This is a genomic window from Acinetobacter sp. GW821-FHT01E09 (assembly GCF_059422385.1).
This window is the reverse complement of sequence record NZ_JBWKWU010000001.1, coordinates 765,717-787,039: the sequence shown is the minus strand read 5'-3', so window position 1 is coordinate 787,039 and position 21,323 is coordinate 765,717. Positions and strand designations below refer to the sequence as shown.

18 protein-coding genes are annotated in these 21,323 nt (G+C 38.5%); 9 read left to right on the top strand and 9 right to left on the bottom strand.

What is annotated here, in order from left to right; genetic code table 11:
- Nucleotides 1-47: 47 nt before the first annotated feature.
- From AC07U8_RS03690 to AC07U8_RS03680, 3 genes are all read left to right on the top strand, one after another.
- The gene (locus tag AC07U8_RS03690; protein WP_494737352.1) at nucleotides 48-1,787 is read left to right on the top strand and encodes a DKNYY domain-containing protein; all 1,740 of its coding nucleotides are present in this window, start codon (nucleotides 48-50) and stop codon (nucleotides 1,785-1,787) included.
- A 102-nt stretch (nucleotides 1,788-1,889) separates the two neighbouring features.
- Entirely contained in the window at nucleotides 1,890-2,597 is a 708-nt protein-coding gene (locus tag AC07U8_RS03685) for a DsbC family protein (protein WP_494737351.1), read from the top strand.
- Between the two features lie 220 nt (nucleotides 2,598-2,817).
- Nucleotides 2,818-3,630 carry a tetratricopeptide repeat protein gene (locus tag AC07U8_RS03680; RefSeq protein WP_494737350.1) on the top strand — a complete coding sequence of 271 codons (813 nt, stop codon included), beginning with the start codon at nucleotides 2,818-2,820 and terminating at the stop codon, nucleotides 3,628-3,630.
- Nucleotides 3,631-3,668: 38 nt separating this feature from the next.
- Here AC07U8_RS03680 and AC07U8_RS03675 read toward each other — a convergent pair whose 3' ends face one another.
- From AC07U8_RS03675 to AC07U8_RS03660, 4 genes are all read right to left on the bottom strand, one after another.
- Nucleotides 3,669-4,592: an AEC family transporter gene (locus tag AC07U8_RS03675; RefSeq protein ID WP_494737349.1), complete on the bottom strand. Its 924-nt coding sequence runs from the start codon at nucleotides 4,590-4,592 to the stop codon at nucleotides 3,669-3,671.
- Between the two features lie 110 nt (nucleotides 4,593-4,702).
- The gene (locus AC07U8_RS03670; protein ID WP_494737348.1) at nucleotides 4,703-5,830 is read right to left on the bottom strand and encodes an NADH:flavin oxidoreductase/NADH oxidase; all 1,128 of its coding nucleotides are present in this window, start codon (nucleotides 5,828-5,830) and stop codon (nucleotides 4,703-4,705) included.
- 19 nt (nucleotides 5,831-5,849) lie between these two features.
- Entirely contained in the window at nucleotides 5,850-8,066 is a 2,217-nt protein-coding gene (locus AC07U8_RS03665) for a TonB-dependent receptor domain-containing protein (protein WP_494737347.1), read from the bottom strand.
- A gap of 20 nt (nucleotides 8,067-8,086) precedes the next feature.
- Nucleotides 8,087-9,385, bottom strand: coding sequence for a carbohydrate porin (locus AC07U8_RS03660; RefSeq protein ID WP_494737346.1), 1,299 nt, complete (start codon nucleotides 9,383-9,385; stop codon nucleotides 8,087-8,089).
- A 389-nt stretch (nucleotides 9,386-9,774) separates the two neighbouring features.
- Between AC07U8_RS03660 and mutM the strand changes: the two genes are divergently transcribed.
- Together mutM and AC07U8_RS03650 are read left to right on the top strand one after the other, a co-directional pair.
- Entirely contained in the window at nucleotides 9,775-10,626 is an 852-nt protein-coding gene (mutM, locus tag AC07U8_RS03655; RefSeq protein ID WP_494737345.1) for a bifunctional DNA-formamidopyrimidine glycosylase/DNA-(apurinic or apyrimidinic site) lyase, read from the top strand.
- On the top strand, nucleotides 10,623-10,907 hold the full coding sequence (locus AC07U8_RS03650) for a peptidylprolyl isomerase (RefSeq protein ID WP_004819160.1): 285 nt from the start codon (nucleotides 10,623-10,625) through the stop codon (nucleotides 10,905-10,907). Before mutM ends, AC07U8_RS03650 begins: the two co-directional genes overlap by 4 nt.
- Nucleotides 10,908-11,163: 256 nt before the next feature.
- On the opposite strand, the gene AC07U8_RS03645 is transcribed toward AC07U8_RS03650, so the two are convergent.
- The 3 genes from AC07U8_RS03645 to typA form a co-directional block, all read right to left on the bottom strand.
- Entirely contained in the window at nucleotides 11,164-11,802 is a 639-nt protein-coding gene (locus AC07U8_RS03645; protein ID WP_209826802.1) for a hypothetical protein, read from the bottom strand.
- A gap of 141 nt (nucleotides 11,803-11,943) precedes the next feature.
- A complete protein-coding gene (mscL, locus tag AC07U8_RS03640) occupies nucleotides 11,944-12,375 on the bottom strand; it encodes a large conductance mechanosensitive channel protein MscL (protein WP_494737344.1) in 432 nt (143 codons plus the stop codon).
- Between the two features lie 192 nt (nucleotides 12,376-12,567).
- Nucleotides 12,568-14,403, bottom strand: a complete 1,836-nt coding sequence (gene typA, locus AC07U8_RS03635; protein WP_004723004.1) for a translational GTPase TypA — start codon at nucleotides 14,401-14,403, stop codon at nucleotides 12,568-12,570.
- 174 nt (nucleotides 14,404-14,577) lie between these two features.
- Here typA and AC07U8_RS03630 point away from each other — a divergent pair, with 174 nt between their 5' ends.
- From AC07U8_RS03630 to AC07U8_RS03615, 4 genes are all read left to right on the top strand, one after another.
- On the top strand, nucleotides 14,578-15,951 hold the full coding sequence (locus AC07U8_RS03630) for a uracil-xanthine permease family protein (protein WP_004819155.1): 1,374 nt from the start codon (nucleotides 14,578-14,580) through the stop codon (nucleotides 15,949-15,951).
- A gap of 69 nt (nucleotides 15,952-16,020) precedes the next feature.
- On the top strand, nucleotides 16,021-17,052 hold the full coding sequence (locus AC07U8_RS03625; RefSeq protein WP_419314569.1) for a methyltransferase: 1,032 nt from the start codon (nucleotides 16,021-16,023) through the stop codon (nucleotides 17,050-17,052).
- A 2-nt stretch (nucleotides 17,053-17,054) separates the two neighbouring features.
- Nucleotides 17,055-18,518 (top strand): amino acid permease, encoded by a 1,464-nt coding sequence (locus AC07U8_RS03620; protein WP_004723010.1) that lies wholly within the window; start codon nucleotides 17,055-17,057, stop codon nucleotides 18,516-18,518.
- 394 nt (nucleotides 18,519-18,912) lie between these two features.
- Nucleotides 18,913-20,118: an RtcB family protein gene (locus AC07U8_RS03615; protein ID WP_034609996.1), complete on the top strand. Its 1,206-nt coding sequence runs from the start codon at nucleotides 18,913-18,915 to the stop codon at nucleotides 20,116-20,118.
- A gap of 75 nt (nucleotides 20,119-20,193) precedes the next feature.
- On the opposite strand, the gene AC07U8_RS03610 is transcribed toward AC07U8_RS03615, so the two are convergent.
- Nucleotides 20,194-20,724 (bottom strand): cysteine peptidase family C39 domain-containing protein, encoded by a 531-nt coding sequence (locus AC07U8_RS03610; RefSeq protein WP_239046423.1) that lies wholly within the window; start codon nucleotides 20,722-20,724, stop codon nucleotides 20,194-20,196.
- Between the two features lie 75 nt (nucleotides 20,725-20,799).
- Entirely contained in the window at nucleotides 20,800-21,255 is a 456-nt protein-coding gene (locus AC07U8_RS03605; protein WP_494737343.1) for an OmpA family protein, read from the bottom strand.
- Between the last annotated feature and the right edge of the window lie 68 nt (nucleotides 21,256-21,323).

The window sequence follows — 21,323 nt, the reverse complement described above, 5'->3', positions numbered from 1 at the left end:
CTTAAATTGCCATAACTCAACCCGATCAATATTTAACAATAAAATAAATGATGCAGAATCCACTAAAAGTATTTTCTTTCCTTAAAACCTTCACGCTTATCTTTGTGATATGCGCGCTTCTGTTCAGCTTTAGTTTTATATTTAGATTTTCTGACTCAAATTCAGATGAGATTCCTTTTACTGCGACTACAGAAAAACTGGGAATATTTGAAAAATATAACAACCAAATCTATGCCGCTGTACCCAGCAATGGTGATTATTTGATCCCTGAAGCAGATATTCAAAGCTTTTATTTACCCAATGATGATTACGAATACCGACAACTTGGTGCGGATAAACTGCATGTTTTTTGTGGCAATATCATCCTAAAAGGTGTGCAACCTCAACATGTGAAGACCATTGGCGCTGGTTATTTTACTGCTGGAAAAGACACTTGGTATTGCTCCCCCTCCACCGAACGAAATAAGGATTTAAGTGCGCTTCGAGAAGTGTGGCAAATCATGCAACAAAATTTTGCCCTAGGTTCAAAACCACAAAGTTATCTCTACCCCTATTTTAAACTTGAACCAGGCAACCTGCCTTATCGTGTTAATTCCGAAAATGATACGGCAAGTAATGGGACATTCACCTATTTTCAAGGGAAATTGCTTTCTGGAGCCAATCCAGACCAACTCAAACTTGTCTTAGGTGAACGTAACTATGCCTATCGAGCGGATGGAAAAAACGTCTATTACAACAACACCCTGCTCGATTTAAAAGACAATGGAAAGCTTTATAGTATTGAAATAGACGGTTTAAATAACCAATATTATTTGCTCAATCCTGTCGATGGTATGGTCTATGTCAACGAATTTGCCTTTGATCCCCAATACGCGCCTTATCATCTCTTAAGCGAACATGGCGATCACATTAACCATGCTTTGTTTTATAACGACACGGGGATTTATTATTTTGATCTGAATAAGAAAAAAATGCGTCGCGCAGGTGATAGTCCATTTTTAGGCAAAGCATTTAAAGAAATAGCACCGCTGATTTTTTCTGATGGCACACAGCTACTCTATCTACAAGCCAGTGAATATCGCAGCAATAAAGGATCTGCCTCTTCCAAATCCACCCATATTCTAAAATTAGTTGAACCACTGCATTCCACATGGCAAAAACTTGGGGATGTAAATTACAACTATGGCAGTGTATGGAAAAATGGCAATGCATTTTACTATTTTGATCAGTTAGGAAATAGCCAACTGGTTAAGGCCACGATTTATCATATCCGTGACCCACAAACGATTCAAAATTTACTGAGGACTCAACCACGTACTGACGATATTCGACAGTGGATTGATGAGCAAAAGATGGTTGAAGCCAAACACACAGAATTGCTCGAAGTAGAGACGACTAACCGCTCAGACAAATATTGGGGCTTGTTTGTTCCGATCATTTTCGTAGCAATTTTTAGTATGCTGATGTGGATCTTTAAACGGTTTAATTTAAATTTTGCCCCATTTTATATACGCAATCATAAACTGATCGTCAGTAATTTGATGATGACCTCTTACCCTTTAGATCAGATCACATGCGTTGAATTTAGTACCCATAGGACAACAGCAAATGGAGCTTATATTGGGCACTTTCAAATTTTACAACGCAATGGGAAATACAGCAGAATCTTTAATTTTAGTACGCAATTACGTTTACGGAGTGACTCACAAGTAGAATTAAATCATTATATCCAACAACTCAGAAATGAGTTAACACGCCATGGCATCCAGAATACAATACGAAGTTAAGCGTGATATCAACTGAATATCGCAATGGCAATTACATGATCTCAATATATTTTTAATCATTATTGAGTGCACAATATCCACATTATTATTTTGAGCATTAACATGAAAATCTGGTTATCTCTTCTGACTTTGGGTCTTTTTACCTTTTCTTCTGCACATGCAGATATTCAAACTTTGCAGCAAAACTTAAAAACTAAATATCCTGAGATTCAGGTGAAGTCGGTACAAAACTCACCAATTAAAGATGTTTATGAAGTCTATATGGGTGGACGTATTGTTTATACCAATGAAGAAGCAAAATATTTCTTTGTCGGTAATTTAATCGATCTTAAAGAACAAAAAAATCTGACTGAAGAACGCATGCAAACCCTAAAAAGTATTGACGTAAAATCATTACCGTTGAAACAAGCCATTAAGCATGTCAAAGGTAAAGGTGAACGTGTTATTTATGTGTTCAGTGATCCTGACTGTCCATATTGCCAAAATCTTGAAAAAGAATTAAAAAATATCGACAACCTAACCGTTTACTTATTTTTATATCCAATCACCCGTTTACATCCAAATGCTGAAAGTATTTCACAGCAAATATGGTGCTCTAAAAACCAGTACCAAGCGTGGGAAGACTACTTAATTGATAAGAAACAACCAAGTTCAAACAAGTCATGTACGACCCCGATTGAGAAAAATATTGCTTTAGCAAAATCACTCGAAGTCGATGGTACACCAACATTCTTCTTACAAGATGGCACTCGTATTTCAGGCGTACGTGAAGCAGGCGAAATTGAATTACTCCTCAAAGCAGTAAAATAACAACTCGCAGCCTAGAGAATAAAAAATCTCTAGGCTTTAATGTTGTTAAAATATCCTTAATTCTTTCTTATTTATAAATAAATTAAAATTTAAATACACTAACTTATACAATAGGCATGTTTACATTTATAATTTTCAAATTATGATAAAAACGTCCTCAACAATGTTCTCGCACCATAAATGGAATTATGTTGAAATTAAAACAAGGTATATCGTCAAAATGAAAAAAATTCTATTCGCTACACTGCTCAGCTTTTCATGTATTTCTGCATTTGCAGCAGATACAGCTAAAGGCAATGTCGACCCTACATTTGCCAAAGCACAAGAACTGATTCAAGCAAAAAATTATCCTGCAGCGTATCAAGAACTTGAACGTCTTGCAAAAGCTGGCAATGCCCAAGCCTTATATAACTTAGGCTATTTAACCCAAACGGGACAAGGCACAACCAAAGACGATAAGAAAGCTTTGAAATATTATCAAGATGCTTCAGCAAAAGGCTATCCTGTTGCAAGTTATGTCTTGGCGCAAAGCTATGCGGTAGGTCAATTGGGCTTAGCCAAAGACGAAAAGAAAGTTCGTGAATACTTAGAAAAGTCCTCTACTCAAGGATTTGATGATGCTACAGTGGAACTTGCAGTTTTATTATTTGCTGAAGGCACACCCGCATCTGACAAGCTTGGCTTACAAAAACTTGATCCTTTAGTGAAAAAAGATTTTGCACCTGCAATTCATGCGAAAGCACTGTATGACATCACCGATGGTTTAAAGAAGAAGAATGCAGCAGCAGTCAATCAAGGTTTAAAATCGATTCAGGATTTAGCTAAAAAAGGATATATCCCAGCATTAATGGCTGTCGGAAATATGCTGACCAATGGCAATATCATTGATCAAAATCTGCCTGAAGCACAAAAGATTTTCTCAGAACTTGCTAAAAATAATGTGCCTAAGGCAAAAGAGTCTTTGGATGTTGTAAACAAACTGATTGCTGAAAAAGGCAAAACACCTGCTCCAGCAGCACCAGCAAAAAAATAAGCAGCTCTAAAAAAATACTCTCGCAAGAGAGTATTTTTTTACCACCAAACACCAATCAAAACACTCACCACAATAAAACTCAGTAAAGTACTTATCATCAAAGGTGTCAGTGCTTTTTCATTTAAACCATAGACTTGCCCAAAAATTCCAAATATAGAAGGCATAGGCAAAGCGGCAATCAAGGTACCTGCATGAATCATCTTTTGATCCAAGTCAGTTAAATGAGTCAAGCCCAAATAGACCAATATCGGCATACAGATATTTTTAGAAACCACCAAATAAATGGTTTGTAGATTAAGTGATTGAATCGTAATCCCAACCATCCCACCACCAATAATAAATAACGCTAAAGGTGAGGCAGTCTGACCTAACAAGGCAAATACTTGGTCTAATACATGTGGAATTTGAATTTCGAAGATCGCACAGCTCATGCCAATCATCACTGACAAGAACAACGGATTTTTTAATAAAGTCAGAAATGTTGTTTTTAAAATAGCGGCTAAATTGGCTTGTCTTTGTCGCCCTATTTCTGCCAAGGTTAACATCAGCGGTACAAGAAATACGCTTTCAATGATAACAATCAGTGAAATATAAATCATGGCTTCACTACCCATCAGCAAAGTCAAAATTGCTGCGCCCAGTAACCCGGTATTGGACATTGATGCGCCAAGCGAAAACACAGAAGCATGGGTGAAATGGTTGTTAAAAAGCTTTTGCCCTAAAATAAAGGCCAAAATAAATAGAATGAAAGTGATGCCTGCATAAACAAAGAAATAAGCAGGATACCAAATCTCATGTAAATCTTTTGCAGCCAGTGCATGAAGTAATAAAGCAGGTAATGCAATTTTGATTACAAAAGCACCAATTGCAGTAATTTGCTCTTTAGAGATCAATTGGATTTTGACAGATACAAAACCCAAAAATAACAGGAAAAATACTGGAAAAATTACCGAAAAAATCATTCAAGCCGTTCCTTTTCCAGATCATACAAATAAAGATATATCCTAGAATATATCTTTATTCAGTTTAAATACGTTTAAAGAATAATGAGTGAATCAAAACTGTTATGCCATCAATATGCTGAGAACAAATCTTTAATTCCATGCGGCTGACAACGTAAATATTGTGGTGCAATCGAGATTTTCGCACCCAATTTTGCTGCGGCATGCCAAGGCCAGCGTGGGTCATATAAGATCGCTCTTGCCAATGCAATTGCATCTGCTTCGCCTTGTTGAAGAATCTGTTCAGCTTGCTCAGCTTCGGTAATTAAGCCCACTGCAATAACAGGAATATTCACCTGTTTTTTAATCGCATTTGCAAAAGGCACTTGGTAATTTGCACCCACTTTAATATCTTGTTGAATATGTAATCCCGCAGAGGATACATGGATATAAACAGCACCAAGTTGCGCTAAAGCTTTTGATAAGCCAATGCTTGATTCAACATTCCAGCTATTTTCTGCATCCATCCAGTCAGTTGCAGAAATACGTACACCTACAGGGTAGTCAGTTGGCACAACTGCTCGAATGGCTTGAAAAACTTCTAATGTAAAACGAATACGATTTTCAAAACTTCCACCATATTCATCAGTTCGGTGATTAGACAATGGCGACATAAATTGATGCAGTAAATACCCATGCGCTGCATGAATTTCAATCAGTGAAAAACCAGCATCTACTGCACGAATCGCCGCTTGCGCAAAGTCTTGAATGATTGTTTTAATTTCATCAATGGTTAATTCATGCGGGGCAATATCATTCGGGCTAAAAGCAATATCACTGGCTGATACAGTTTGCCATCCATGTACATGATCTGGCGCAATCTGACCTTTCCCCTGCTTCACCAACCAAGGCTTTTCGGTCGAAGCTTTACGACCCGCATGCGCAAGCTGAATAGCAAAAGGTGTTGGAGCAATGCTTTTTACCTTATTGAGTAAAGCTTTGATTTGATCCCGTTGCGTATCATTCCAAAGTCCCACATCGGCATAACTGATTCGCCCTTCGGCTTGAACCGCTGTTGCTTCAATAATACATAAGCTCGCGCCTGACAAAGCGTAATTTGCCCATTGCTGTTCATGCCAATAGGTCACTTCACCCTGATCTGTTGCCGAGTATTGACACATTGGCGCAATAATAATTTTATTGCTGAGGGAGAGTGAACCAAATTGAATAGATTCAAATAACTTTGGTTGAGCAGACATAAATTATTTTCCCAATGAATTAGAACTGTTTGGTGACACTGAGTCCTGCACTCCAGTTAATACCATCAGCAGGTTCAAAGAATCGACTATTACCATCATTTACAATGACTGAACCGACATAATTTTTATCGAATAAATTATCGACTCGAGCAAAACTACGCACTTTCCAATCGTTGTTTTTCCAGATATAACCGACATTCATACTGGTTACTGTATAACTTGGTGCAGTATCTGTATTGAGATCGTCTACATAGATTTTATCCATATATCGAACATCGACACCTGCATTAAAGCCCTGCTCAGGCAACCAGCCGAAAGATACAAAGGCTTGGTTTTTTGCAATTCCGGGAATGTAATTATCTTTAGCTATTGCTGGTGAAACAATCTCCTTATTTTCATTTAAAATCTCAGGTACATCGTTATCATACTTTGCATTCAAATAACTAAATGATGCTTGAACTGTAAGCGATTTCCAAAACTTATTATTCCATGATAACTCTAGCCCTTGGCGTATGGTTTTATCTGCGTTTCGAAATGTATTACGCCCATTATTAGCAACTCCGGCAACAATATCATCTCGTGTATTGCTTTGGAAAACTGCAGCAGTAAAATTACCCAGTTGATTTTGTGCTTTTATCCCCAGTTCATAGTTATTACTGGTCGATGGTTTAAGCGCAAAGTTAATGCCCGAAGTTCCAGTGGTTGGATAAGCCATTTCGGTAAAGGTCGGTGTTTCAAAACCTTTGGCATAACTGAGATAACTGCTGATCTCAGGAGTAATTTCCCATGTCAAAGCAGCCGATGGGAGCAGTTTTTGATAATCGGTTTGACCACTGTCATCGCCATTATTTTTCTTTGGATCGGCATTATATTTAATATAATGATCTTTGGATTCGTAATGGACATTACTATAACGCAATCCTGTATCTAAACGTACAGTCGGCAAAAACTGCCAAGCTGCTTGTAAATATGGATCTAAATTCCATAAGGTATTTCGTTCATCACGACGTAAGTTGCCTTTTACCCCATATTCGCCCTTGGCATTAAAATTCTCATACCCTTGACGATCTTCATTCATCGCATCATAAGCCAAGCCTGCACTGATCCGTGTATTCGGTAATAAGTCTTTGCCAGTCCAACGTAAATCAGCACCATAAAAATCTCTTTCGAAATCAATCACCCCACCTGCATGTCTGGGATTTAACTGAACAGTATTTGGTTTACAAATAGTATTTGTTGAATCTGTAAAAACACATTTTGGAATAGACTGGTATTGAGTCACTTCACGATGACCAATATAGGCCATACTATAAAGCTCTTGTTGATCATTCAGGGGCTTAGTCCAATTGATACCTGTCTGTGTTTGGTTAATATCTTTACGAACATCATAGATATTTTTACTGTCATTGACCTGTTTAGGATTTTGCTTCCATTGCTCACGAGTCAAACCTTGTGGATCATCAGCGGAAATATCTACATGATTGATCAGCCAATTGATCTTAGAACCATCATCTAAGTCCCACGTGAGTTTGGCATTGCTCAACACTTTTCTTGCCGCACTATGGTCACGATAACCATCAGTATCAAAATAAGAAGAACTGATCACATAGCTCGGTTCATTGGCTTTATCTGCACCACCTTGTAAGGTGATGTCAGCGCGGCCTTTATTATTACTTCCACCTGAATATCCTAACTCTACCGAATCACGCCCTGTTCCTTCTTTGGTCGTGGTGAGAATAGTCCCCCCAGAGGAGTTTCCATACAGTGATGAAAAGGGCCCACCAAGCACTTCAATATGATCCAAGCTCGTTAAATCAATATTTGAAGTTTGGCCTTGTCCGTCTGGCATCGTCGCAGGAATCCCATCGACATAAAGACGAATCCCACGCACCCCAAAAGTTGAACGTGCGCCAAATCCGCGCATAGACAGTTGTAAGTCTTGGGCATAATTTTCACGATTATTGAGCTGTAAACCCGGAATACCTTTGAGTGTTTCAGTGAGGTTTACCCCAATATTATTTTGATTCTGTTGCTGATCGACTCTATATACCGATGCTGGGGTGTTTAATATGCTGGTATCAGAACGTGTTGCTTCAATTTTGATGGTTGGAAGTTGCTGAGTAGAATGTTGCTGAATGGAATCTTGAGATTCCACTTCAGCATATAAGCTCTGTGTGATACATACCGTTAAGCAAAGTAGTGTTGTATTAATTTTTAGCTGTTTCACTCTTTGCATAAAGGTGTCCTCGGGTTGTATTAAAAAATAATTTTAGACCCCAAGCCAACGACAAACGCATTGTCCACCTGATTGGTTGCACCAGGATGTACCACATACTGCACTAAAGGACGAAGCATGAACCATTTGGCAGGGTAATATGAGTAATTCAACTCAACATTATACTCTGCATCTTCATTCAACTGTCTTAAATTTGTTCCTAAACGAGCACCATTCACATAATTAGTATACCGATCGTTCAAATGTACCCGATTTACCGCCAAACCAAGAATATCGTTTGGCTGACCATCAAACAGACCATAGTATTTTAGGCCAAGTTGCTGTGAATCATTTACGGCTGTCGTCGTACGATCATGAATGGTGAAGTTACCAAAACTGTGTAAACCACGTTTCCCCTCTCCAGTTGAAGTCAATTGCTGTTCAAACGCAATCCAACCGCCATATGTGCGATCTTCAGCCTGAGTTCCTGCTTTATAAGCAACATCATACTGATTTTTAGCCTCATCAGCAGTATTGTAAAGCGTACCAATACGATAACTGCCTGGTAAATCATTCACACCCTGCTTAGGTGACCACACCACTTCAGAAAGAATATTGACACCATCAGCATGCTTTGTATCCAAATTCCAGCCTTGTCGCTCTAAAGCATTATCAGGGTTGTATTCAAACACCCCCACTTGTGCAAATAGTTCAGGATTGATGTGATATTTTAAGCGTGCGCCCCATTGTGAGACTGGTGTGTTATACCAAAGCTTGCCTTGCCATTTCCCCATCTGTGCTGCACAAAATGCATTGCCTTGGAAATCACAAGCCATGGTATTGAATTCAGTACCTAAACCCATACGACCTAAACGCAAGCTTAGTCCTTGATCCTTAAAATTCTTTTCTATATATAATTCGCTGAGACGGCTCCCCGAATTACCACGTCCCCAATTGGCTTGCGAGTTTGCCCATTGTGGTGCATCTGGTGCTTGAATACCTCTGAGTGAAGTACTTTCACCTTGACGTGCTGTAACTAAAGCACGAATAGTCACATCATTCCAACCCGCCAGTTTCCCCATATCTAAGGTTGTACCCAGTCCGAATTGTGTCGCAAATGTTGGCGCTTGGTGCGCATCATAACCACCATCAGCGAGATATGAACTGTCCATGGCAATGGTGCCATCAAATTTGATTCCCTTTTCTGCAAGTTCAGTCCGACTCCCATTCCAATCACCCGTCATGGTTGAGCCGTGTAAATTAAACGCATCTTCAGCTGATGCAAAAGACATCATGCTACATGCAGAGATTGCCAATAAAGGATAAGCAATTTTTTTCATGGGAAAGCCTAATCAGGAACAAAACGAATAAAGATAAACCAGTCAACTCTCAATCACTTTAACCGTCTAAATTTAATAGAAAGTTCCAGCTTTAAAATGACTATTTTTCCTGAAATATCGAGATAAAAAGAATTATTTCAGTAAACAATTCACTAGAAATTTACACATTTTTTTACATATAACTATCAGATATTTTTTATCAATTGGAAAACTTTATTTTATTAATAAACTTTATTTTAGATAACAATCACTTAGAAATAATAGTTCAATCTTATTCAACGATCATATCTATAATTTTAACCTAAAGTCGTAGGCTCAACACAACCGCCCTTTAACGCAATGCAATTCTTGCATACAATATTCAGTCCTCACACCAATGTGACAAATGCATGCCTGAATTACCTGAAGTTGAAACAACAAAAACCAGTTTACTCCCCCTGATTGACCAGAAAGTTCTTTATGTTCAAGTGCGTGAGTCACGGTTACGCTGGCCTATTCCCGAAGATATTCAACAACTTCAAGGTCAAAAACTCGTTCGCTTAACACGTCGTTCAAAATACATTTTGGCAGAGTTTGAAACCCATAGTATGTTATGGCATTTGGGTATGTCGGGTAGTTTTAGAATTTGTGATGAACATGAAGCGCTTAGAAAGCATGACCATCTGATCATTCAGTTTGAAGACACACAACTGCGCTATCATGACCCTCGACGTTTTGGTTGTATCATCTGGCTAAATGAGGAAAGCCAAACAAAATTGATTGATACTTTAGGACCTGAACCATTGAGTGATGAATTTCATGCCGAATATTTAGCAGAAAAGTTTAAAAATAAAAATGTCGGCACAAAAGTTGCAATCATGGATAATCATATTGTTGTGGGTGTAGGCAATATTTATGCAACTGAAAGCTTATTTAATTTAGGGATTCATCCGGCGCAGCCTGCTTCGAGTTTGACGAAAGCGCAAATTCAAAAATTGGTCATCGAAATTAAACGAATTTTAAAGCAAGCGATTGATTTGGGTGGTTCAACCTTAAGAGATTATAGCAATGCCATGGGTGAGAACGGCTACTTTCAGCAGACCTTATTGGCTTATGGTCGTGCGGGTGAGATGTGTATTAACTGTGAAACCACTTTAGAAAATTTAAAGTTAGGACAAAGAGCCAGTGTGTTTTGCCCACAATGCCAGCCATTAAAGATCGCGAAGAGCATCCCACAAAAACCACGAGGAAAAAGTAAATGAAAACTGCAATCGTTCGACATATTCTCGTCAAAGATAAGGACTTGGCTGAACAACTTAAGAAGAAGATCCATGATGGTGCTGATTTTGCCAAAGTGGCCAAACAGCATTCCACATGTAATTCAGCAAAACGTGGTGGTGAACTGGGTGAAGTGAAAAAAGGACAGCTTGTTCCTGTGATTGATAAACTGGTATTTACCGCTGCTGAACGTGTACTTCATGGTCCAGTAAAAAGCCAATTCGGCTTTCACTTGGTTGAGATTAAATTTCGCATGGATTTTTAGTTTAAAGATTTACATTCTTTTGGAGACATTGAGAGAATGTTCCACTATTTATCAGCAATGTTCAAATTAGAGTCACAACAACCACCATCACTGAAGCTAAACTAAAATACTTTTGCTTTTCGATCATTCAGGCATACAAGGTGTATCTATCACGTAGCACAATGACAAGGATGTTAATGTTTGCTTTAAAACTTATTGCTTATTAAAGACAACAAAACAATAAAAATCTGAGCTGTTCTCTTTAATTCAAACCCTTCTATATTTTTGAATCAATTTGCTCAGGTTTAAATTCATCGATAAACTTCGCATAATCATCAATATATGATCTAAATGCTTCTTCCCGAGTGGTAAAGTAAAATATTTCATTACCATTTCTAACGATGGTTTCAGGAGATTTACCATTACAGTAACCCCCAGCTGAATAGACAGCAGACTTAAGCATTTGAAAACTTTGCTCAGCAAGCTGTTCATCCTTAAACGCAAAAACCAGCAAAACAAAATCTGGGCGATATTGTTTTTCATCACCTAACTTAACTTTACTGATTGCCTTATAAGAGCGGATGCCCTCACCTTTTACTTGAATCACCCTATTCAGAGAACAATCATTTTCGGACCAAGAGCTACCACTGTCTTTTTCTATAAACTCAAAATTGGCTTTTAATAAACGTGTTTGTAGTGCCAACAGTAATGTTTCATTTTCATCTACCGAGTCGGTTTCTATAGTGACGTAGCGGGTATCTTCATTTGGCATTTCATTAAAAGTTAAACCGCTGGCAGGTCGGCTTTGGTCCGCTTGCGTAGATGTTTGAGTATCAGCGGATTGCTGCTCTTTTGGATGCTCTGAACATGCATACAAACTGATAAGTATTGCCATAATCCCTATGTTTTTTTTCATCAGCCCCATCTCTATTTTCTTGCTTGCATAAAAAACGGTACTTGATCGTACCGTTTCATTCAACTCTTTTACAATGATTTAATCGCTTTATCAGGCTTTAGACATATTAAAATACTGTAATTTGAATCAATTTGATGAAGATTAAGCTTCAGGGCGTTTCTTTAATTCATCACGAATTTCACGCAGTAATGCAATATCTTCTGGTGTAGCAGCTGGAGCTTCTTCAACAGGTTTACGGATTTTATTGAGGAATTTAACCAACAAGAAAACCACCCACATTAAGATCAGGAAGTTCAATACAATTGTGATGAAATTACCATAGGTTAATACATTAATTCCGGCTTTGGTTAATTCATCCAATGATGAAAGGTTATTTGGGTTATCGCCAAGTACGATAAATTTTTGAGTAAAATCAACACCACCGCCTGTAATCACCGTGATTAAAGGCATAATCACATCTTTCACTAATGAGTCGATAATTTTATTGAAAGCACCACCAATGATGACACCAATTGCCAAATCCATCATATTGCCTTTAACAGCAAATTCTCTGAATTCTGAAAGAATACTCATATTTTAACTCCACGCCGATTTTGCGTATTTTTTATGTGACGAAGTATACATTATGTTTCAACATATATTTCCGCCTAATTTACTCGCTTTTTATTAAAAACCAATATTCTTTTACATTTATATAAAAAAACCGCAATTTATTAAAAAATTGCGGTTTTTTTCTAGAAATTAAATTATTTCCAGTTTGAACGCTTAGCCACGTGAAGCACGTTTACGTTCATTTTCAGTTAAGAATTTTTTACGAATACGAACTGATTTAGGTGTTACTTCAACTAATTCGTCATCTTCAATAAATTCTAATGCTTGTTCAAGCGTGAATTTGATTGCAGGTGTTAACGTTAACGCTTCATCTGTACCAGATGCACGCATGTTAGTTAACTGTTTCGCTTTGGTTGGGTTCACAGTCATGTCGTCTGAACGAGAGTTCATACCCACGATCATACCTTCATAAACTTCTAACTGTGGTTCAGCAAATAGACGACCACGGTCTTGTAAAGTGAACAATGCAAACGCTAAGCAAGTACCGTTAACCATAGAGATCAACACACCGTTTTGACGTTTCGCAACTGCACCTTGTTTAGCTGTACCGTAATGCGAGAAGCTTGAAGTCATGATACCAGTACCAGAGGTAATGGTTAAGAATTCAGAACGGAAACCAATCAAACCACGTGATGGAACAGTTGCTTCAATACGGATACGGCCTTTACCGTCAACTTCCATATTGGTCAACTCACCTTTACGGTTACCCATTTGTTCCATAACAGAACCCTGATGTTGTTCTTCAACATCAAAAGTAACGTTTTCGTATGGTTCTTGAGTTTCGCCATCAACTTCTTTCATGATCACTTGCGGACGAGAAACACCCATCTCGAAGCCTTCACGACGCATTGTTTCAATCAATACTGAAAGGTGAAGTTCACCACGACCAGAAACTTTGAAACGGTCTGGACTGTCAGTATCTTCAACACGTAAAGCAACGTTATGGATCAATTCACGATCTAAACGCTCACGGATATTACGTGAAGTTACAAATTTACCTTCTTTACCAGCAAACGGTGAGTTATTTACTTGGAAAGTCATCGAAACTGTAGGTTCATCTACAGACAATGCAGGTAATGCTTCAACATTTTTAGGATCACAGATTGTGTCAGAAATGTTCAATGCATCTAAACCAGTGATACATACGATATCACCCGCTTGAGCAGAATCTACATCTACACGCTCTAAACCATGGTAACCCATAATTTTTAAGATACGACCGTTACGTGTCTTGCCATCTTTATCGATCACAGTCACTGGTGTATTGGTTTTTACTGAACCACGTTGAATACGGCCAACACCAATTACACCCACGAAACTATTATAGTCAAGTGATGAAATTTGCATTTGGAATGGACCATCAATATCAACTGCTGGTGGTTCAACGATATCTACGATTGTTTCGAACAACGGCGTCATATCTTCCGCTAATTCTTCAGGAGAAGGACCAGCAACACCACGTAAGCCAGAAGCATATACGATTGGGAAGTCTAACTGTTCATCACTACCGCCTAAGTTATCGAACAAATCAAATACTTGATCGATTACCCAGTCTGGACGAGCACTTGGCTTATCTACTTTGTTGATGATAACAATTGGCTTCAAACCACGAGCAAACGCTTTTTGTGTTACAAAGCGAGTTTGTGGCATTGGGCCTTCTTGTGAATCGACAAGAAGAAGTACGCAGTCAACCATAGACATTACACGTTCAACTTCACCACCAAAGTCAGCATGTCCTGGGGTGTCGACGATGTTGATGCGGTATTCAGTATTTGTACGCTTGTCTAACCATTTGATTGCAGTGTTTTTTGCAAGAATGGTAATACCGCGTTCAGACTCAAGCGCATTCGAATCCATAACACGCTCAATCTCACCCGCGCGGTCACCGAGTGCACCTGATTGTTGTAAAAGTTTGTCGACAAGAGTCGTTTTACCATGGTCGACGTGCGCGATGATGGCAATATTACGGAGAGTTTTAATATCAGACATGTAAATTCGATACGCTTTAAATTTGAGGGCAAATTATACAGAAAAATCTTAACTTTTAGTAGTGACAGTTTATTGACAGTTACAAGTTTTTTTCACAACAGCAGGCTTTTTATTTTGTAATAGTGTGTAAAGCGATTAGAATAGCGCCATCTTGCCACTTCCAATTGCTGTGCCATGTCCAATTCTAACCCCTCTCCCAATCAGAAACAGGCTCAAATTGATCTTGTTTATGGTCTAGATGATCGCCCAAAACCACTCATCGCTTTTTTTGCGGCTTTGCAACATTTACTTGCGATTATTGTTCCAATTGTAACACCCGGTTTACTGATTTGTTTAGCTTTAGGTGTTTCTCCTCAAGATACCAATATGATTCTTTCCATGTCATTGGTGATTTCTGGGGTGGCAACATTCTTACAATGTAAAAAAATTGGACCCTTTGGTGCAGGCCTCCTAATTGTCCAAGGCACAAGCTTTAACTTTATAGGTCCAATGATTGGGATTGGTTCTGCCATGGTTGCTGCGGGCACACCAGTAGAAGCGGTTATGGCATCTATTTTTGGTGTGGTCATTGCTGGCTCATTTATTGAAATGGGTGTTTCGCGTATTTTACCTTGGGTAAAAAAACTGATCACCCCCTTGGTTACAGGGATTGTGGTGCTGTTGATTGGTTTAACCTTAATTAAAGAAGGTTTAATCAGCATGGGCGGCGGCTACCAAGCTATGGAAAGTCATACATTTGCCAGTGCCGACAATCTCATCATGTCATGTACAGTGTTGGCAATTATCGTCCTTCTCAATCGCTTCAAAGTGGTTTGGGTGAAAAGTTCTGCAATTCTGATTGCTTTAGTGATTGGCTATATTCTTGCGGGTTTTATGGGCTATTTGGATTTTTCTGGTTTAAAAGATGCTCCATTGATTCAAATTCCGACACCAATGCATTTTGGAATTAGCTTCTCATGGAGCTTATTTATTCCTATGGCGTTTATTTATCTTGTCACATCTTTAGAAGCAATCGGCGATGTTACTGCAACCTCTAAAATTTCAAATCAGCCTGTAGATGGCCCAGTGTGGATGGAACGAATTAAAGGTGGTGTATTGGTCAATGGTGCCAACTCTTTCCTTGCAGGGATCTTCAACACATTCCCAAGTTCTGTCTTTGCACAAAATAACGGTGTAATTCAGTTGACGGGTGTTGCAAGTCGTTTTGTTGGGATTTGGATTGCAATCCTGCTCATCATTCTGGGATTATTCCCTGCTGTTGCTGGTATCATTCAGGCGGTACCGCAAGCGGTACTGGGTGGTGCGGTTATGGTAATGTTTGGTGCAGTTGCTGCTTCAGGCATTAACATTTTATCGGGAATTCAACTAGACCGTCGTGCGTTATTGATTATTGCCATCTCTTTGGGTCTCGGCCTAGGGGTTGCACAAGTTCCTCAAATTTTGGAACATTTGCCAGAATTACCGCGTAATATTTTTAGTTCTGGTGTCGCAACTGGCGGGCTAGCTGCATTAATTTTGAATTTAGTTTTACCCGAAACTAAAAAATAATAAATCTATTCTTTATAATGCCCAGCTTAGACTGGGCATTGCGCTAATTTTTATTGATGGATGGTGAATATGGAGCCAAAAAGCGAAGTTGTCATTCGACAGCATGACTACCTTTCTGGACGCGTGCTATTTGTAAATGCAGCAACGGATGATCTACTTTCTAATTTAGCTCATAACATCGAAGCAAGCATTTGGACTTGGAATTACAATGAGTTTCAATATTTTCAGAATCAGCAGGCAACGGTACATTTTGGTACTGACCTGCCAGAAGCTGAATTTGATCAGGCTGTTGTTTTTGTTCCAAAATCAAAAGAGCTACTCAACTATATCTTGCACAATTTAGTCAGTCGTTTAGCTGTTGGTGCTTCGATTTTCTTAGTTGGAGAGAAAAAAGGTGGTGTAGAACGTGCTGCAAAACAACTCCAGCCTTATGGTAGAGCCATCAAGCTTGATAGCGCACGTCATTGTCAAATGTGGCAACTCACCACAGATAAAACCGTGATAGCAAAGCCATTAGCAGAATGGGCGCAAGTCTATAATCTTCCAACACCTGCTGGAGAACTTAGCATTTGTGCACTCCCTGGTGTATTTAGCCAAAATCGTCTAGATATTGGAACTGCAGTGCTTTTACCTTATCTCAAACAAGTGACGTCTGGTAAGATTGCGGACTTTGGTTGTGGTGCAGGTGTCATCAGTGCTTATCTGAGTAAACTTAATCCGAAAAATCGTATTTTTGCTTTAGATGTCGATGCTTTTGCTTTAGCATCAACGCAAATGACTTTTGAAAAAAATAATTTACCTTTAGAACAACTTGAAATAAAAGCAGTCACAGGGATTGAAGATGCGCCATTGTTCTTACACGCCATTGTGAGTAACCCTCCATTTCACCAAGGTATTCAAACAGATTACAATGCCAGTGAAACGTTATGTAAAACTGCGAGACGACATTTAAAATCAGGTGGTGAATTATGGATTGTGGCAAACCGCTTCCTAAATTACCCATTACTCATTGAGCAGAGTTTTAGTCAATGTACGACTAAAGCAGATCAACAAGGCTTTAAAGTGCTGTTCGCCAACACTCAAAAAAGTAGTAAGGAATAACGATGAGCGAAACAGATCATCCTCAACTCCAGCGTAAGCTTGGAGCACGACATTTAAACATGATCGCCATTGGCGGTTCTATTGGTACAGGGCTATTCCTTGCTTCTGGTCAAACGATTGCCACTGCTGGACCTGGTGGTGCATTACTTGCTTATGTCCTGATTGGTATCATGATTTATTTCTTGATGACCAGTTTAGGTGAACTTGCAACCCACAATCCAACATCAGGCGCATTCTTTACCTATGGTAATAAGTATGTAGAAGAAGGTTTTGGTTTCGCACTCGGTTGGAACTACTGGTATAACTGGGCCATTACCGTTGCATTTGAATTGGTTGCCGTTCAATTCATCATGAAGTTTTGGTTTCCAGACATCCCCGGCTTTTGGTGGAGTGCGCTATTCCTTGCGATTATCTTCTGTATCAATGCCTTAACTGTAAAAGGCTTTGGTGAAAGTGAATTTTTATTTTCACTGGTTAAAGTGATTGCCATCATCTTCTTTATTGTCATTGGCTTATTCATGATTGGTAAAATCATGTTAGATCCAACAGATTCAATTACCAAGAATTGGACCGTTGGTGAAGCGCCATTTGTTGGTGGCTTTCAAGCCTTAGTCGGTGTGGCCATGATCGCTGGATTCTCGTTCCAAGGGACAGAGATGGTCGGTGTTGCAGCAGGTGAATCTAAAGATCCGAAAAAAACCATTCCAATCGCTATTAAACAAATTTTTTGGCGTATTCTCTTATTTTATATCTTGTGTATTTTTATCATTGGTACATTGGTTGCGTATACAGATCCAAACCTTGCACTTGCTGCGGAAGGTGATGGAAACATTACCCTGTCACCATTTACCCTGTTATATGAAAAAGCAGGTTTAGCATTTGCAGCAGGCTTAATGAATGCCGTGATTTTGACTGCAATTATGTCTGCAGGTAACTCAGGTATGTATTCATCAACACGTATGTTGTTTGATATGGCACGTGAAGGTAAAGCGCCACGAGTTTTCTCTAAACTCGATCTTCGCGGTGTACCTATGAATGCACTGTATGCAACAACGGCAATTGCGGCACTGTGTTTCTTAACCACCTTTATTGGTGAAAGTGTCGTGTTTACGTGGCTGTTAAACATGTCAGGTATGTGCGGTTTTATTGTCTGGTTAGGTATCGCAATCTCACATTATCGTTTCCGTAAAGGTTATTTGGCTCAAGGCTATAAACTTGAAGATCTTGCGTATCGTGCAAAATTCTTCCCTTTTGGTCCATGGTTTGCCTTTATTCTTTGTGCCATCATTATACTTGGCCAAAATGCAGAAGCTGTGCTTGATGGAAAATGGATGAGTGTCTTGTCTACGTATATTAGTATTCCGCTGTTTCTTGTTATCTGGCTTGGCTATAAGTGGAAACACAAATCTAAATTGATCGCTTATGATCAGATGGATGTACAACCCATTCAAGTCGAAAAAGAGTAAATCACTTGATGTAAATAAAGCAGCTTTTTAGCTGCTTTATTGTTTTTTATAACAGCAATTCAACGTGAATTAAAAATTAATTTGCTATGTTTCATTGACAAAGTTTTTTTTCTTTATAGAATAACGCCCATTGGATCATTTCCAACCAGAATTTTCACCTTTGATTTTAAATCAAAAAGTAGAGGAGTACGACATGCACCAACTTGAGAAAACTTTAAATTAAGATTAAGCAGTCGTCTACTCACGGGCACTGAATTAATCAAAGTGTCCGAATGTCAGTCAAACCTAGCATTCGCTAGGTTTTTTATTGTCTTTAAAATTTGAATCGATCATTGCTTTGACAATAGTGTTGTAACCGCCTTCGGACAATAAAAAATTTGCTTCGAGAAAAAAAATGAGCATACAAATGATTTTAAACGCCAAAGCAGAATATGGCGTTCCTGTAAAAATTTATACAAAAGATGTGGATGAAGAAAGCCTAACCCAACTGCGAAAAATGGCACAATTGCAATTTATTCATTCACATATCGCAGTCATGCCAGATGTACATTTGGGTAAAGGCGCAACTGTGGGAAGTGTTATTCCCACCAAGAATGCCATCATTCCTGCTGCTGTTGGCGTGGATATTGGTTGTGGTATGAATGCATTAAGACTTAGTCTAAAAGCATCTCAGCTGCCCGATAATTTAAGTACTTTACGCAATGCTATTGAAAGAAAAGTACCTGTCGGTTTTGAAATGCACAAACAAATCAAAGCAAAGGCTTCAACGCTTTCGCCCTTAGACAAAAAGCTCCAGCGTATTACAGACAAACACCCTGCTTTAAAACGCATGTTACGCAGTTTTGATGTTACATGGCAAAAGCAACTCGGAACTTTAGGTGGTGGTAATCACTTTATTGAACTGTGTATTGATGAAAATGATGATATCTGGGTCATGCTACATTCAGGTAGTCGTGGCTTAGGTAATGTGATTGGCACTTACTTTATCGAACGTGCTAAGAAAGAAGCGCAACATCGTTTTGGTCACGTGCCTGATAAAGACTTGAGCTACTTTGCAGAAGGTTCGACGAATTTTGATGATTATGTAGAAGCTGTAGAATGGGCACAAGAATATGCTTTTGAAAACCGACGTGAAATGATGCGTTTAATTTTAGAAGCGATTCGCCCTTTATTACCAAGTTTTCAAATGACCAAAGAAGCGATTAACTGTCATCATAATTATGTACAGAAAGAACTTCACTTTGGTGAAGACGTCTTTGTTACACGTAAAGGTGCAATTCGTGCAGGGCTCGATGAATATGGGATTATCCCTGGTTCAATGGGCGCGCAATCTTTTATCGTTAAAGGCAAAGGTAATCCAGATTCGTTTTGTTCATGTTCACATGGCGCAGGACGTAAAATGAGTCGCTCTAAAGCCAAACACTTGTTTAATCAGCAAGATTTGATTGCACAAACAGTAGGCGTTGAGTGCCGTAAAGATAAAGGTGTGGTTGATGAGATTCCAAGTGCCTACAAGGATATTCATCAAGTTATGGCCAATCAAAATGATTTGATTGATGTGGTCCACACACTGAAACAAGTATTGTGTATTAAAGGCTAAAGCTAAAATAACCCTCAATTTTGATCATGAATCTCAGTAAATTTAGATTTACTGAGATTCACATTTTTAATTGGATTAACAATAACGTACAGATTGAATATAAGGATCAATCACAATTGCTTGTTGACAAATTCCTTCAGCTAACCGCTGTTGTTCAAAGACAGCTTTCGGCATGGCATCAAAATTATCATAGAAACAAATTTCCTGATCATTTATCGAATAAACCAACGAATGATTTCCAACGCCTTCTAAAGTGTCATAAAAAACAATGATATTACACCCTTGTTCAATATAGACTTGAATTTCTTGATAGCTTAGCGCTGGACTAATCTGCAACCCTAACTTCTTCGCGTCTTGATAACGGACGATTTCTTTTTCATGAATATTTAAGTCTTCATCTGTATAAAAAGACAGATCAAAACCTATTTTTTTTAACCCAATCGCTAGGCCAATCGTAAAAGTGCCATCCTCTGCATCGTGATGACAAAGTTTAACCAGCTGTTGAATATCTAACTGAATTGAGTAATTTTGCAATAACATCCAAACAGCAAAAATACCGCAATTTGATTCGAGGTCTAATAAAGCTTTAGGCAGTTGCACACTCATTCAATTTTCAAACTTGTAGAAATCACAATCAACAATTATAACGCTGTATGATCAAATTGAGAGGCTTTATCGAAATTACTTAATTTTTAAAGTCACCGTTACTCGTCTATTTTTCACTCTACCTTCAGCTGTTTTATTATCAGCAATTGGCTTGGTTGGTCCTAAACCGAGCGTAATCAATTGCTCTGGATTGACCTGATATTCGTTTAAGAGAAAATCTTTGACAATATTCGCGCGTGTTAAAGAAACTTTATTATTTGCAGCCAAAGAACCAGTACTGTCTGTATGACCTTCAATGTAAAGAACAAAATTTTTATTGTCTTTCAATAATTGTGAGGTAACAGATAAAGCAGGTTTATACTCAGCTTCAATGTCTGTCGATTTCGGTTGAAAATATATGGACAGCCCATTTTTCACTGACTTCACTTCATTTGGATATTGTTTTTGGATTGAAACACGATTTGAATTTATTGGTGTCGACGTACAGGCATTTAATGCCATGAGTACCAGTCCTAAAATGATATATTTCATCGTTAACCTGTAATTATTAATTTCTGATTCAATTTTATTTAGATATTCTAGAATTATAAGGACTTTAA